At 72.5% G+C, this 13,478-nt stretch carries 14 protein-coding genes; 2 read left to right on the plus strand and 12 right to left on the minus strand.

Annotated elements, in window-relative coordinates; translation table 11 throughout:
* Nucleotides 1-40: 40 nt before the first annotated feature.
* Entirely contained in the window at nucleotides 41-346 is a 306-nt protein-coding gene (locus ABH928_RS13870; RefSeq protein WP_370065865.1) for an urease subunit gamma, read from the minus strand.
* 323 nt (nucleotides 347-669) lie between these two features.
* Here ABH928_RS13870 and ABH928_RS13875 point away from each other — a divergent pair, with 323 nt between their 5' ends.
* Nucleotides 670-1,242, plus strand: coding sequence for a MarR family winged helix-turn-helix transcriptional regulator (locus ABH928_RS13875; RefSeq protein ID WP_370065867.1), 573 nt, complete (start codon nucleotides 670-672; stop codon nucleotides 1,240-1,242).
* A 61-nt stretch (nucleotides 1,243-1,303) separates the two neighbouring features.
* On the opposite strand, the gene ABH928_RS13880 is transcribed toward ABH928_RS13875, so the two are convergent.
* The 11 genes from ABH928_RS13880 to ABH928_RS13930 all read right to left on the minus strand — a co-directional run bounded on the left by ABH928_RS13880 (nucleotide 1,304) and on the right by ABH928_RS13930 (nucleotide 11,648).
* Nucleotides 1,304-2,347: a Rieske 2Fe-2S domain-containing protein gene (locus tag ABH928_RS13880; RefSeq protein WP_370065869.1), complete on the minus strand. Its 1,044-nt coding sequence runs from the start codon at nucleotides 2,345-2,347 to the stop codon at nucleotides 1,304-1,306.
* A gap of 2 nt (nucleotides 2,348-2,349) precedes the next feature.
* Nucleotides 2,350-2,565: a recombinase-like helix-turn-helix domain-containing protein gene (locus ABH928_RS13885; protein WP_370065871.1), complete on the minus strand. Its 216-nt coding sequence runs from the start codon at nucleotides 2,563-2,565 to the stop codon at nucleotides 2,350-2,352.
* A 64-nt stretch (nucleotides 2,566-2,629) separates the two neighbouring features.
* Nucleotides 2,630-3,616 carry a 2Fe-2S iron-sulfur cluster-binding protein gene (locus tag ABH928_RS13890; RefSeq protein WP_370065873.1) on the minus strand — a complete coding sequence of 329 codons (987 nt, stop codon included), beginning with the start codon at nucleotides 3,614-3,616 and terminating at the stop codon, nucleotides 2,630-2,632.
* Nucleotides 3,613-5,271: a thiamine pyrophosphate-binding protein gene (locus ABH928_RS13895; protein ID WP_370065875.1), complete on the minus strand. Its 1,659-nt coding sequence runs from the start codon at nucleotides 5,269-5,271 to the stop codon at nucleotides 3,613-3,615. The genes ABH928_RS13890 and ABH928_RS13895 overlap by 4 nt, the downstream gene beginning before the upstream one ends.
* A gap of 50 nt (nucleotides 5,272-5,321) precedes the next feature.
* Nucleotides 5,322-6,116 carry an SDR family oxidoreductase gene (locus tag ABH928_RS13900; RefSeq protein WP_370065877.1) on the minus strand — a complete coding sequence of 265 codons (795 nt, stop codon included), beginning with the start codon at nucleotides 6,114-6,116 and terminating at the stop codon, nucleotides 5,322-5,324.
* 49 nt (nucleotides 6,117-6,165) lie between these two features.
* A complete protein-coding gene (locus ABH928_RS13905) occupies nucleotides 6,166-6,924 on the minus strand; it encodes an SDR family oxidoreductase (RefSeq protein WP_370065879.1) in 759 nt (252 codons plus the stop codon).
* Entirely contained in the window at nucleotides 6,924-7,445 is a 522-nt protein-coding gene (locus ABH928_RS13910) for a cupin domain-containing protein (protein WP_370065881.1), read from the minus strand. The genes ABH928_RS13905 and ABH928_RS13910 overlap by 1 nt, the downstream gene beginning before the upstream one ends.
* A 60-nt stretch (nucleotides 7,446-7,505) precedes the next feature.
* Nucleotides 7,506-8,321, minus strand: a complete 816-nt coding sequence (locus tag ABH928_RS13915) for an alpha/beta fold hydrolase (RefSeq protein WP_370065883.1) — start codon at nucleotides 8,319-8,321, stop codon at nucleotides 7,506-7,508.
* Nucleotides 8,321-9,142, minus strand: a complete 822-nt coding sequence (locus ABH928_RS13920) for an aspartate dehydrogenase domain-containing protein (RefSeq protein WP_370065885.1) — start codon at nucleotides 9,140-9,142, stop codon at nucleotides 8,321-8,323. The genes ABH928_RS13915 and ABH928_RS13920 overlap by 1 nt, the downstream gene beginning before the upstream one ends.
* On the minus strand, nucleotides 9,139-10,086 hold the full coding sequence (locus ABH928_RS13925) for a VOC family protein (protein ID WP_370065887.1): 948 nt from the start codon (nucleotides 10,084-10,086) through the stop codon (nucleotides 9,139-9,141). Before ABH928_RS13925 ends, ABH928_RS13920 begins: the two co-directional genes overlap by 4 nt.
* Nucleotides 10,087-10,139: 53 nt before the next feature.
* Complete coding sequence (locus tag ABH928_RS13930) at nucleotides 10,140-11,648, minus strand: aldehyde dehydrogenase (protein ID WP_370066098.1); 1,509 nt, start codon at nucleotides 11,646-11,648, stop codon at nucleotides 10,140-10,142.
* A gap of 236 nt (nucleotides 11,649-11,884) precedes the next feature.
* On the opposite strand from ABH928_RS13930, the gene ABH928_RS13935 reads away from it, so the two are divergent.
* Entirely contained in the window at nucleotides 11,885-13,249 is a 1,365-nt protein-coding gene (locus ABH928_RS13935; RefSeq protein ID WP_370065889.1) for an MFS transporter, read from the plus strand.
* Nucleotides 13,250-13,478: the final 229 nt, after the last annotated feature.

The following is a 13,478-nucleotide window of genomic DNA, read 5'->3' on the forward strand; positions in this document are numbered from 1 at the left end:
TCTCTTTCGCGGGCTGCGCGGATGGTGACAACGCCGCGGATCAGGCGCCGATGGGGTCGTGACAGGAGACGAGCTTGGTGCCGTCCACGAACGCGGCCTCGATCTGCAGCAGCGGGAGCATCGCGCGGACGCCGGGCATCACGTCGTCGGCTCCGACGATGTCCTTGCCGAGCTCCATGCACTCGGCGACGGTGCGCCCGTCGCGGGCGCCCTCCAGGATGCCTTCGCTGATCAGCGCGACGGCCTCGCTGTAGTTGAGCTTGAGACCGCGGTCGCGGCGTCGGCGGGCCAGGTCGGCCACCACGTACACGTAGAGCTTGTCGATCTCACGCGGCGCGAGGTTCATGGGGGCGCTCCTTCTGCGGGCGCGGGACGGCCGCGCGAGGAGCCGGGCGGCCTGGGTTCTTCCACAATACGGAAAGTTCTTTCCGTTTGAGAGGAAGGTAGAGGTGTGGCCGCGTGGCGTCAACACGTTGTTGAAGGTCCGAAGACTTTCCTTAATCAGTTCTTGTCCGCCCTGGCGGAAGCTACAGCGGACCGGCGTGATCGGATCGTGAACGCACTGATCAGCCGCCCGAACGCCACCCGCCCGGCCCAACCGGACCCGGGGCGGGCGATAGGATCATGTCCGGCAGCAGGCATGGCAGCCGGCCGGGCAGGAGGTCCGAGATGGGGTACCCGCGGTCCCGTGCAGCGAGCACAGGCGAGGGCACGGGGGATGCCGTCGACGCGGTCGTGGCGGACTGGCGGCGCGAGCGCCCGGAGTTGGACACCGAACCGCTGCAGGTGATGGCCCGGCTGCACCGCACCTTCGCGCGGTACCAGTCGCTGCTCACCGACTCGCTGGAGGAGTACGGCCTCAACATCGCCGGCTTCGACGTGCTGACCGCGCTGCGCCGCGCCGGCGCGCCGTACCGGCTGACGGCCGGGCAGTTGGCAGCCAGCGGGCTGATCACGAGCGCGGGCATGACGCTGCGCGCCGACCGGCTGGAGAAGGACGGACTGATCGTCCGTGAGCGCGACGAGAACGACCGCCGCATCGTCCGCTCGCGGCTGACGGAGCGTGGTCTGAAGCTGGTCGACGAGGTCTTCGCGCGGCACCTGGACAACGAGCGCCGGATGCTGGCCGGCCTCTCCGGCGACGAACGACGCCTGCTCGCCGCGCTGCTGGCCCGGCTGGAGACCTCCCTCGACGCGGCTGCCGAGCAGGTGGGCGACGAGGCCACAGCGCCCCAGGACTGAGACCGAAGAGCCCCGGGCCGGAATCGGCTCGGGGCTCTTCGGCTTGTGCTGCCGACCGCAGTCAGGGCGTGACGGCGGCAGCGGCCTGCTTCTCGGCCTCGGCGCGGTACATCCGGCGCACCCGGACGACGCCGAGGTCGTGCTGGTAGAGGTTCTCCGCCTGGTCGGCGTCGGCGGGGAGGGCCTCCAGGACCAGGCGGTCCTGCTCCAGCACCTCCCAGTGGCGCGGCTCCAGCGTTGTTCGGTAGAGGAAGCGCCACACGTCGCGCTCCCAGCCCTGGACCTTGCGGTAGCGCCAGAAGAAGACGACGCTGCGGTCCGCGTCGATCGGCGTGACCATGCCGACGATGCCGAACGGGCCGCCGGGGCCCGCCGTCGGCGGATAGGGGATCTCCAGGTCGACCCAGTCGACGCCGGTCCGGCAGAGCTCGACCCAGTCGAAGTTGACGCCGCGCTGGTCGGTCTTCTCGAAGAAGAAGCCGCGACCGGTCTCGCGGATCCGGAACTTGGCCGTGGTCTCGCCCGCGAACATGCTGTGCGAGTCGCGGTGCAGGAACGAACCGTGCATGGGGTCGAGCAGGTTCTCCATGCCCCAGCGCCAGTTGGCGTTCCACTCGGCGTAGCAGAGGAACGACGTGACGTCCGGGTCGGTCAGCGGCTCCGGCAGGGTGAGCTCGCACGGCTCGGGGTTCCGGCTGTCGCCGAAGTAGGCCAGGATCGCGCCGCCGACCTCGGTGACCGGCGGGGCCTGGACGAGGGTGCGCCCCTCCAGCGTGCAACCGGGCAGGCCCGGCACGGAGGTGACGGTGCCTTGGCCGTCGACCTGGACACCGTGGTACCAGCAGGCGATCCGGTCACCCAGGTGCTTGCCCTGGGACAGCCGCGCGCCGCGGTGCGGACAGCGGTCGGCGAGCATGTGCACGGTGCCGTCGCCACGGCGGAACAGCACCCAGTCGCGGCCGAGCCGGGTGACCCGGCGCATCCCGCCCGCGGGGACGAACTCGGACGGGCACACGGCGTACCACTGGTTGCGCAGGCCGGTGGCGAAGATCTCGTCGGCGCTGGTGGAGTCCAGCCCGATGGATGAGGGGGTGGTCGTCGGCATGGTCAGGCTCCCAGGCGCTGCATCTCGGCGGTGAAGGTCTGCTCGGTCCAGGCGGCGCCGTCGGGCGCGAAGAGACCGCGGTCGTTGAGCCCGGCGACGAGCCCGGCGAGGTCGTGGTCGCCGCCGCCGAAGACCTCCTCGACAGCTCCGGCGAGCCGGATCTCGTAGGGGGCGGGCTTGCCGTCCCGGGACTGACGGATGTTCAGGTACTGGTCCATGGCTGCTCCGTGGGGAATCGCAGAAGCGGTGGTGAGGCTCATAGGTCGAGCTCACAGTTCGAGCTCAGAGGTCGAGGACGAGACGGGCGGAGCGGGCGCGGGAGACGCAGAGCATCATCGACGTCCCGGCAGCCTTCTCGTCGTCGGTGAGCAGGAAGTCGCGGTGCTCGACCTCGCCGTCGAGGACGGGGGTCTCGCAGGTGCCGCAGATCCCGTCCCGGCAGGAGGAGGAGACGGGGATGCCCGCCGCCTCCAGCGCCTCCAGCGTCGAGCGGCCGGGCCCGACGGTGACGGTCGTGCCGCTGCGGTTGCAGACCACCTCGAAGGCGGACTCACCGGACGGGTCGGCGGGCGCGGCGGCCGGGGCCGCGAAGCGCTCGGTGCGGGCGTCGCAGCGCTGCTCGACGGCGGCCAGCAGCGGCTCGGGACCGCAGCAGTAGACCTGGGTGCCGGGGGCGAGGTCGGTCAGCAGACCGTCCAGGTCGATCCGTCCGCACTCGTCCTCGGGCACGAACGCGACGCTGCCGGAGGAGCCGGACGCGCCCGACTCCTGGGCCAGCGCCCGCAGTTCGGCGCCGAAGGCCATCGAGTCGCGGCGGCGTCCGCCGTGCACCAGCTGCCACGGGACACCACGCTGGGCGGCGTCGCGCGCCATGGCGAGCAGCGGCGTGATGCCGATGCCGCCCGCGACGAAGAGGTAGCGCTCGGCGGCGTGGTCGAGCTCGAAGTGGTTGCGCGGCCCGCGCACCCGCACCGTCTGTCCCGGCCGCAGCGTGTCGTGGACGTGCGCCGAGCCGCCCCGCGAGGAGGGCTCGCGCAGCACGCCGATCCGGTACCGCGTCGGGTCGGCAGGGTCGGAGCAGAGCGAGTACTGCCGCACGTGCGCGCCGACATGGACGTCGATGTGCGCACCGGGCGTCCACGCGGGCAGCTCCGCGCCCTCGGGGTGGACCAGCTCGACGGAGAGCACCCCGTCGGCCTCCCAAGTGGTGCGGTGCACCAGCAGGTCCAGGTCACGCTCTTTCATGTCGCGGTCCTCGGTGCGGCTCATCGGGCACCTCCCGTCGCAGTGGGGACGCTCACCGGGGGCGTGAACGGGACGTTCATCGGGCCGAGCGCGGCCAGGTCGACCTCCACCACGGTCGGGCCGTCGGCAGCCGCAGCCTCACGTAGGACCGCGTCAGCGTCGTCGGCCTGGGTGATCCGGTGGAAGGGCAGGCCCAGCGACGAGGCGAGCAGGAAGAAGTCGGGCGTGGTGAGGTCCACGCCGTGGCGCCGACCGCCTCCCGCCTCCTGCATGTTGCGCAGCACCCCGTAGCCGCCGTCGTTGAAGACCAGCAGCGACAGGCGGGGCCGCTCCTGAGCCAGCGTCAGCAACTCGCCGAGGTGCACGGCCAGGCCGCCGTCGCCCGCGATCACCACGGTCGGGACGTCGGGACGGCCGACCGCCGCGCCGATGCCCATGGCCAGGCCCTGGCCGATGCCGCCGCCGCGCGGGAAGACGTTGGTGGCCGGGTCGGTGAGCTCCAGCAGCCGGTTGCCCCAGGTGGAGGAGGGGATGGTGACGTCGCGGGCGATCACGCTGCCGGCCGGGTAGTGGGCGCGGATCGCGTCGCAGATCGCGGCCTGCGGGCCGATGGCGTGACGCTGCCTGTCGCGTGCCTCCTGCCGGGCCTGGCGCACGCGCTCGGGCCAGGCGGCGTCGGTGCGCGGGGTCACCTGGCGCAGCCGAGTGGCCAGTTCGCCCAGCACAGCGGCGGCGTCGCCGACCAGCCCGTGCTTGGCCGGGTAGACGCGGCCGGGCGCGGCCGGGTCCAGGTCGATCTGGATGTGCGCGTCCGGGACGGCGAGCCGGTAGTCGTGGGTTTCGTTGGAGCGGAAGTGCGTGCCGACGGAGAGCAGCAGGTCCGCCTCGGCCAGCAGCGCCCTGCCCGCCGGGGCGGAGGCGTAGTTGCCCACCACGCGCGGGTCGTCCTCGGGGACCGAGCCACGCCCTGAGTTGCTGGTCAGCAGGCCCGCGCCGGTCAGCGTCAGCAGTTCGGCAAGCTCCGCGCGGGCGCCGGTCGCGCCGCCTCCCGCCCAGATCAACGGACGCCGGGCGGCGGCGAGCAGCGCGGCGGCCTCGTCCAGGGCGGCAGCGTCGGGGAGCGGGGCTGCCACGGCAGCGGCGGGGGCACTGATCTGACCGGGCGTCTGCTCCGCGTACTGCAGGTCGATCGGCCACTCGACGCTGGCCGGGCCACCCGGCGCGGCCAGCGCGGCTGCGGCGGCCTCGCGCAGCACGTCGGCGGCCGAGGCGGCGTCGTGGACCGTGGCGGCGTGCTTGGAGACCGCCGTCAGCATGGCGGGCTGGTCCTTGGTCTCGTGGATGAAGCCGCGGCCCAGGCCCAGGTACGGGGTGTCGATCTGACCGGTGACGTGCAGCACCGACGTCCCGGCGCTCAGCGACTCGATCAGCGAGCCCGCCGCGTTGCCCGCACCGGTGCCGGTGCTGGTCAGGGCGCAGCCGAGACGGCCGGTGGCACGGGCGTAGCCGTCGGCGGCGTTGACCGCGGCGGCCTCGTGCCGGACGGGGACGAAGCGCAGCTCGCGATCGACGGCCTCGACGAGCGGCAGGTTGTGGACGCTGACGACACCGAAGACGGTGTCGGTGCCGTGGGCACGGAGCAGCTCGACCAGCAGGTCGCCGCCGTTGGGTGGGGTCATGGGGGGAGTTCCTTCGGTACGGCCGGTACTGCGGGGGCGGTGCGGGGGTGTCAGTGGGTGCCGCGGTGGACGCCGCCGGCGACGTCGACGCTGGCGCCGGTGATGTACCCGGCGCGCGGGGAGAGCAGGGTGGTGACCGCGTACGCGACCTCGTCGGCGGTGCCGAAGCGGCCGAGCGCGATACCGCGCCGGGCGGCGAACTCGGCCTGCCAAGTGGCGTAGTCGATCCCGGCGTCGTCGGCCTGGAACCGGCGGGTCCACTGACCGGTGTCGATCAGGCCCAGGCAGACGGAGTTGACCCGGACGCCCTCGGCGGCGAGCTCCTGGGCCAGCGAGGCGGAGAGGTTGAGGATTCCGGCCCGCGCCGCGCTGGTGGTGATCAGGTGCGGCTCCGGCTGCTTGGCCAGCACCGCGTTGATGTTCACCACGGAGGCCGCGTCGGACCTCCGCAGGTGCGGCAGTGCGGCGAGGGTCGGGTTGAGCACGCCGGAGAACTTCAGGTCCAGCTCGTCACGCCAGTCCTCGGCGGTGGTCTGGTGCAGGCGCTTCATCCGAGAGGCGCCCGCGTTGTTGACCAGTCCGTCGAGGCCGCCGAGCTGCTCGGCGGCGCGGCTGACGAAGGCGTCGACCGCCGCTGCGTCGCGCACGTCGCACGGCGCGTGGAACAGGTGGTCGTCGCCGTAGCGCTCGGCGAGCCCGGCGAGGGCTCCCGAGAGCGCGTCCGCACGGCGTCCGCAGGTGGCGACCTTGGCCCCTTCGGCGAGCAGCATGCGGACGGTCGCGAGGCCGACCCCGGAGCTGCCTCCGGTGACCAGGATGCCGCGGCCGGAGAGGCCCAGGTCCATGGTGTTCTCCCTCTTCGTGGTGCTGTCAGTGCAGTGCTCAGTGCATTGCTCAGTGCATGGTGAAGCCGCCGTTGACGGCGAAGGTCTGGCCGGTGATGTAGCCGGACTCGGGGCCGACCAGGAAGGCGATCAGCCCGACCAGGTCCTCCGGCCGCTGCGGACGCTTCACCGCGCGGTTCAGCCGGTAGAGCTCGTGCCGCTCGGCCGGGATGTCGACCGCGGACTCGCCCTCGGTCAGGCCCGGGGCCACCGCGTTGACGGTGACCCCGGCGTCGCCCGCGTCCCGCGCCATCCCCCGGGTCAGCGCGATCACGGATCCCTTGGAGGCGACGTAGTGCGCGAGGCGCGGCGACCCGTAGAGCGCCGCGTCGGAGGCCAGGTTGACGATCCGTCCCTCGCCCTCGGCGGCCAGCAGCGGCCAGAGCCCGCGCGCCACCAGCCAGGGGCCGCGCGCGTTGACCGTGGCGATCCGGTCCCAGGCCGCGACGTCGATCTCGTGGAACGGCTTGCCGCCCACCGCGTTCGCCAGAGCGGCGTTGTTGACCAGGCCGTAGAGCCGGGTCCCGTCCGCGGCCAGCGCGGCGGCCAGGGCGTCGACCGACTCGGGGGAGCCGGCGTCGAGCGGGTGGAAGACCGCGTCGACGCCGGCCGCCCGCAGCTCGGCCACGGCCTGTTCGCCGCGCTCGGCGTCCAGTTCGGCGACGACGACGCGGTAGCCGTCGCGGCCGATCCGGTGCGCCGTGGCCAGTCCGAGGCCGCGGCCCGCACCGGTCACGACGACCGTGCGCCGTACTGTGTCGTCGGCCATCAGCCGCGCGTGACGCCGTGCATCGGCGAGTGCTCGGGGTAGGTCGGGACCTGCGGCTTCTGGGTGCCGATGACGACGCAGAAGAGCGCGTCGGTGTCGCCCTCGTTCTTGAGCGAGCGGGCCACACCGGCCGGGACCACGATCATGTCGCGGTAGCCGAGGGTGCGGTACTCGATCTCGTCGGCGCCGCGGTGGATGCCCACGCGGACCTGGCCCTCCAGGACGAAGAAGGCCTCCTCGACGTCGTGGTGGGTGTGCTCGGGGCCCTCGGCGCCGGGCGGCAGCAGCATGTTGGAGAAGGTGAAGCCGCCGGAGGGGAGGATCCGGTTGTCGCCCTCGTGGTTGCCGGTCGCACCGGAGCCGACGTAGCGGATCTGGGCGCGGCGGTACTGGTCACCGGCCTTGGCCTGGAACGCGAGGGTGTCCCAGTCGGGCTCGCGCGAGGCCTTGGTGGCGATCAGCGAGTCGGTGAACGAGGCCAGGTCGGAGCCGTCGTGGTACGGGGTGGGGTCGAGCGGCATGGAGATGCTCCTTGCTTGCTGGCGAGCTGATGTGACGGACAGTCAGAAAGCTTGGGTGGGTCAGAACGGCACGCGCGCGGTGACGTGCAGGTGTGCGCGCACCCAGGAGTGGAAGGCGTCCGGCTGCTCCTGATTGGCCAGGTGCCCGGCGTCGGCGATCACCACGTAGGCGACGCGCCGCAGTCCTCCGGCGACGGCCTGCGAGGCCGCCGGGCCGGTGACGCGGTCCTTCTCGCCGCAGACCACCAGTACGGGGGCGGTGATCTGCGGCAGTTCGGGGGTGAGGTCGGCCTCGGCCATCGCCTCGGCGGCGTAGCCGTAGCCGGGCAGGCGGATGCTGTCGGCCATGGTGCGCACCACACGGTCCACCAGCTCGGCGGGGGCCGCGTCGGAGACCAGGCGCGGTCCGCGCTCGGCGGCGAACGCCACAGGACCCTGCTCGGCCAACTGACCGGCGCGGGCCCGCATCCGCCGCGTGGCGTCCGGATCGGCGCCGGAGCCGACGCTGGAGTCGGCCACCACCAGCGAGGCGACCAGCTCCGGATGACGGACCGCCAGCCGCAGCGCGATCACGCCGCCCCAGGAGACGCCGAGCACGTGGGCGCTCCCACCGCGCCGCCGGATCAACTCCGCTGCGGCGTCCGCGTATCCGTCCAGGCCGGGAGCCTGCTCCGGGTCGGCGGAGGCCGCGTAGCCCGGAGCGTCCCAGCGGACGACGCGGACGCTGTCGGCGAGGTCCTCGGCCAGCCGCGCGAACGAGGCGGAGGAGGAGCCGATCCCGTGCAGGCAGAGCAGCAGCGGCGCGTCCTTGCCGTTGACCAGGCGGGGCCCGGACTCGACGACGTGCACGCCGTCGGCGAGCGCTTCCACATCCATTAGAGGACCATCCCGGAGCGGCCCAGCACCGCGTCCAGGCTGCGCAGCACCGCGTGCGGGACGACCTGACTGGTGGCCGGGTTGACCGGGTCGGGGCGGTGGTTGACCTCGAAGCGGTAGCTGCCGTGGGTGCCCTCGGCCTCGATCACGTGCCGGGTCAGCACCGCCGCCGGGTCGGCCATCACGACCACCTCGACTGCGCGCGGGTCGCCGACCGCGAGGGCGACGGACGCGGCCACGTTGGTCGACTTGGGGAACTTGGCCGGAACGTCGCAGGCGGTGCCGCGCATCACCTCGACCGGCCCCTCCGCATGCTCCAGACGCCCCGTCAGTTCCGCGTCCATCCACGGCTGGAGGAGCGTGCGCGGCAGCTTGGTGGTGGTGAGCCGGACGGTGGTCAGCGGGCCGAGGCCGCGCACCGCCTGGAGCAGGTCCAGGCCGCCGACCGCGCCGCCGGTGAAGTAGACCCGGCCGGGACCGGTCGTGCGCAGCCGCTCGGCGAGCGCGGCGTCGGTCAGCGCGCCGCTGGAGCAGACCAACAGGTCGACGCCCGCGGCGAGCACCCGCTCGCCCCACTCGCGGACCACGGACTGCCCGGCCGCCTCGACGATCAGATTGCAGGACTCCAGCGCCTGCTCGAAGGCGAGCTGCTGGGCGGGGAGACCGGTCAGCGTGCGGTTGTCGACGATGCCGACCAACTCGGCGCCGGGGACCCGGCCTTCGGCCAGCGCGTTGCCGACGACCTGGCCGATCGCGCCCCAGCCGACCAGCCCGACGCGCCGCGTCGCGGTCGTTCCGGGTGCCTCGGTGACGGTGCTCATGCGCGCGCTCCTTCGCGGTTGGCGAGCGGGCCCGGGTCCGGGATCCCGGCCATGTGGCTGCGGATGGTGGTGGACGGCGGCCCGGCCGTGCCCCACAGGTCGGACAGTTCCGGCGTCCGGGGCCAGGTGCGGCAGAGCCACTGGTCCTCGACGACCTGGGCGACGTCGGAGGTGTACTCGCAGACCAGCCCGGCCGGGTCGGTGAAGTAGGAGAAGGTGTTGTTGCCGGGCCCGTGCCGTCCCGGTCCCCACTGCGGGGCGATGCCGTGGTGCTTGAGCCGGCCCAGCCCGCGCATGAAGTGGTCCACCGACGGCATCTCGTACGCGACGTGGTTGAGCGAGGCCCACTCCGCCTGGTGGAAGGCGATGCAGTGGTGGTCGCTGTTGATGCGGAGGAAGGCCATCTGGTGCGCGGACCAGTCCGAGACCCGCATGCCGAGCACCTCGCAGTAGAAGGCGACGGCGGCGTCGATGTCCACGGTGTTCAGCACCACGTGGGTCACGCCCACCGGCACGGGCGAGCCCAGCTGGTCGCGCGGGACGACGGCCTCGACGTCCGCGGAGAGCTCGATCAGGCGGCCCTCGGGGTCGGTGAAGCGCAGCCCGTAGCCGCCGCCGACCTGGTCCAGCCGACCGGGGCCCGCGACCGGGACGATGCCGCGGGCGAGCAGGCGTCGGGCGGCCTCGTCGACCTCGGCCGGGGTCGTCACGGCGAAGCTGATCCGGCCCAGGCCGTTGGCCTCGGCGCGCTGCAGGCTCAGCACGTGGTGGTTGTCGCCGGTGCCGCGCAGCCAGCTGCCGTCGCGGTCCGACTCGACCTGCTCCAAGCCCCAGACCTCGCGGTAGAAGTCGCCGGAGGCGGCGAAGTGGGGGGTGCGCAGTTCGACCGCGCGCAGTCGGCGCAGCCGGGCGACGGGCGGGGGCGGCGCGACCGTCAGGCTCATGGGGATCTCCAGGGGTTGGTGCGGGTGGCTCGGCCTCGATGTCCGACGTGGCATCAGACGGCCGCCCAGGGCAGCGGGTCGGCGTCGGTGCCCCAGTACAGGGACTTCTGCCGCTGGTAGGAGCGGATCCAGTCGCGGCCCTTCTCCCGGCCCAGGCCGCTCTCCTTGAACCCGCCGAACGGGGTGGAGGAGCTGAACTGCTTGTAGGTGTTGATCCAGACCGTCCCGGCCTCCAACCGCCCGGCCAGTCGCCAGGCGGCGCGGGCGTCGCGCGTCCAGATGCCGCAGGCCAGGCCGTAGACCGAGTCGTTGGCCTGGGCCAGCAGGTCCTCCTCGTCCTGGTACGGGAGGCAGACCAGCACCGGGCCGAAGATCTCCTCCTGGCAGGTGCGGGCGTCGTTCGGCAGGCCGTCGATGACGGTCGGCAGGTAGTAGGCGCCACCGGCGTACTGCTCGCCCTCGGGGGCCGCGCCGCCGCAGCGGATCCGGCCGCCCTCCTTGCGGGCCAGCTCGACGTGGGCGGCGACCGCGTCCCGGTGTCGCGGGTGCACCAGCGGGCCGACGTGGGTGGTCGGGTCGGTGCCCGGCCCTACGCGCAACTGCCGCGTCCGGCGCACGAGTTCACCGACGAACTGCTCGTAGATCGACTCCGGCACGAAGAGCCGGGAGCCCGCGATGCAGGCCTGGCCGCTGCTGGAGAAGATCCCGAACAGCACGCCCGCCAGGGCCTGTTCGAGGTCGGCATCGGGCAGCACGACCGTCGGGGACTTGCCGCCCAGCTCCAGGGAGACCGGGATCAGCTTGTCGGCGGCGTGGTGCGCGATGGTGCGTCCGGTGGTGGTGCCGCCGGTGAAGGTCACCTTGGCGACCAGCGGGTGCCGCACGATCGCGTCGCCGATGACGCTGCCCTTGCCCGGCAGGACCGAGAGCAGACCGGCGGGCAGACCGGCCTCCTCGACGATCCGCCCGAGCGCCAGCGCGACCAACGGCGTCCACTCGGCGGGCTTGAGCAGCACCGCGTTGCCCGCCGCCAGCGCCGGGGCGACCTTCTGCGCCTCGGAGGCGATAGGGGAGTTCCACGGTGTGATCGCGCCGACCACGCCCAGCGGCTCGTGGACGCTCATGGTCAGGTAGGAGCCACGGGAGGGGGTGAGGGCATCCTCCGCGGTCTCCAGCGTGGCGGCGACATAGCGGAAGGTCCCGGCGGCGCTGCGGACCAGGGCAGTGGTCTCGGCACGCGTCTTGCCGGTGTTGGCGGTCTGCAGCGCGGACAGCGTGTCGGTGTCGCGCTCGATCAGCTCCGCGATCCGGTAGAGGTAGCGGGCCCGCTCGTGCGGCAGCAGGCTCCGCCACGCCGGGTCAGCGGCGGCCCGGGCACCCGCCCGGGCGGCCTCCTCGACGTCCTCGACCGAGGCAGCCTGAATGACCGTCAACTCCTGGCCGGTGGCCGGGTCGAGAGGCCGGATGGTCAGGCCACGGCCACGGCGCCAGCGTCCGCCGACGAGGATCTCGTCGGCCGGCAACTCCACGCTGTGGGGACTGTGGGAGGGCTCCGACTGCATGCTCATGCGCACCCATTCCTTCCGGGCGGTCGTTCGGTGCGGAGAAATCTAAGTGCTTAATTATTTCCGCGCAAGGCCCTTGGGGAACTTCTTGCCGTGTCGCGTGGATATGTCCGACTGCGGGTGGAGCGTCCACGAGGTGAGAAGCCGTAATCACTAAGGCCAAAGCTATTGACCGCTTAGATAGCTCCTCTTAAGGTCGGCGACACCCCCGCTCCCATTCGAAGGGAACCCGCATGGCCACAGTGGCGCCCACCACGGCCGTCGCCTCCGTCGCCGCCAGAATCGAGAGACTCCCCCAGTCCCGCTGGCACACCAAGGTCCGTACCGTCATCGGTGCGGTGACCTTCTTCGAGGCCTTCGACCAACTGCTGACCGCGTCCACCCTGCCGGTGCTCACCAAGCAGTGGCATCTCACCGCAGGTCAGGGCACTGAGATCATCACCAGCAGCTCGATCGGCATGCTGCTCGGCGCGGTCGCCGCCGGCTGGGCCGGTGACCGGATCGGCCGGGTCCGTACCGTCGCGCTCGGCGTGGCGATCACCGCGGTGGCGAGTTTCGCGGTCGCCGCGGCCCCGGGCTTCGCCCTCTTCTTCCTGTTCCGGACCATCCAGGGCTTCGGCATCGGGGGTGTGGTGCCGGTGGCGGCGACCTACATCAACGAGATCGCCAAGTCGGAGCGCCGCGGGCGCTTCGTGCTGATGTACGAGCTGATCTTCCCGGCCGGACTCGCCGCCGCCACCCTGGTCGCCAGCTGGGTCGTCCCCACCTTCGGCTGGCGCGCGCTCTTCGTCATCGGCGGAGTTCCGGCCGTCCTGATCGCCTTCCTGCAGCGTCGGATCCCCGAGTCCCCGCGCTGGCTGCTGGCCCGTGGGCGCACCGCGGAGGCGGAGCGCGTGCTCGCCGGGATCGAGGCGGAGATCGCCGCGTCCAGCGGCGAGGAGCTGCCTCCGCCTGCCGCAACGAGCGTGCGGGAGGAGTCACGCGGCAGCCTGCGTGACCTCTTCGCCGGGCGCTACCTCAGACGCACCGCAGTGGTCTCGGCCCTGTGGTTCGTCGCGTACTACGTCAACTACGGCACGGCCTCCTGGCTGCCCTCGGTCTACACCTCGCACTTCCACCTGACGTTGCAGAGGGCGCTGGACTACACCCTGCTCAGCAACCTGACGGGCCTGGTCGGCTGTCTGGTCGTGGCGCTCCTGGTGGACCGCATCGGCCGTCGTCCCGCCCTCGTCCTCGGCATGGGCGGCGCGGCCGTGGCCTTGCTCGTCCTGGCGGGCATGGGCGTCCACAGCGGCGGACAGGTCGCGGTGCTGGCCTCGGTCGCGACGCTGTTCGTCTACGCCACCAACGTGACGCTGTACCTCTACACCCCGGAGCTCTACCCGACCCGCACCCGCGCCATGGGTTCGGCGTTCGGCGGGGTGTGGAACCGCCTCGGCATCATCCTCGGCCCGATCGCCGTCGGCGCGATCCTGAGCGGAGGCGGCGACCTGGCCACCGTCTTCGCCCAGCTCGGCTGCGTCGCGGTGGTCGGCACGGTGGTCGCCCTCTTCGCGACCGAGACCCGCGGCCGCACCCTGGAGGAGCTCAACTCCTGAGCGCTCCTTCGCGGTTGACCGCAACCGCCGGATGACCGGTGGCCGCCCGTTACCCCGGCGGGCGGCCACCCGCCGGGGTGCCCTCCCGGCGGGCGTCGAACGGAGGGGCCGCCGGCAGGCAGGGCCTGCTGTCCGTTCACGATGAGGGGAAGAGACCGCCGAGGACGGTGTCGAGGTACTCGTCGAGCGCGACCAGGTCCGGCTGGTCGAACCGGTCCTGCTCGGCGGC

It is taken from the genome of Streptacidiphilus sp. MAP5-3, from assembly GCF_041262505.1.
Lineage (GTDB): Bacteria > Actinomycetota > Actinomycetes > Streptomycetales > Streptomycetaceae > Streptacidiphilus.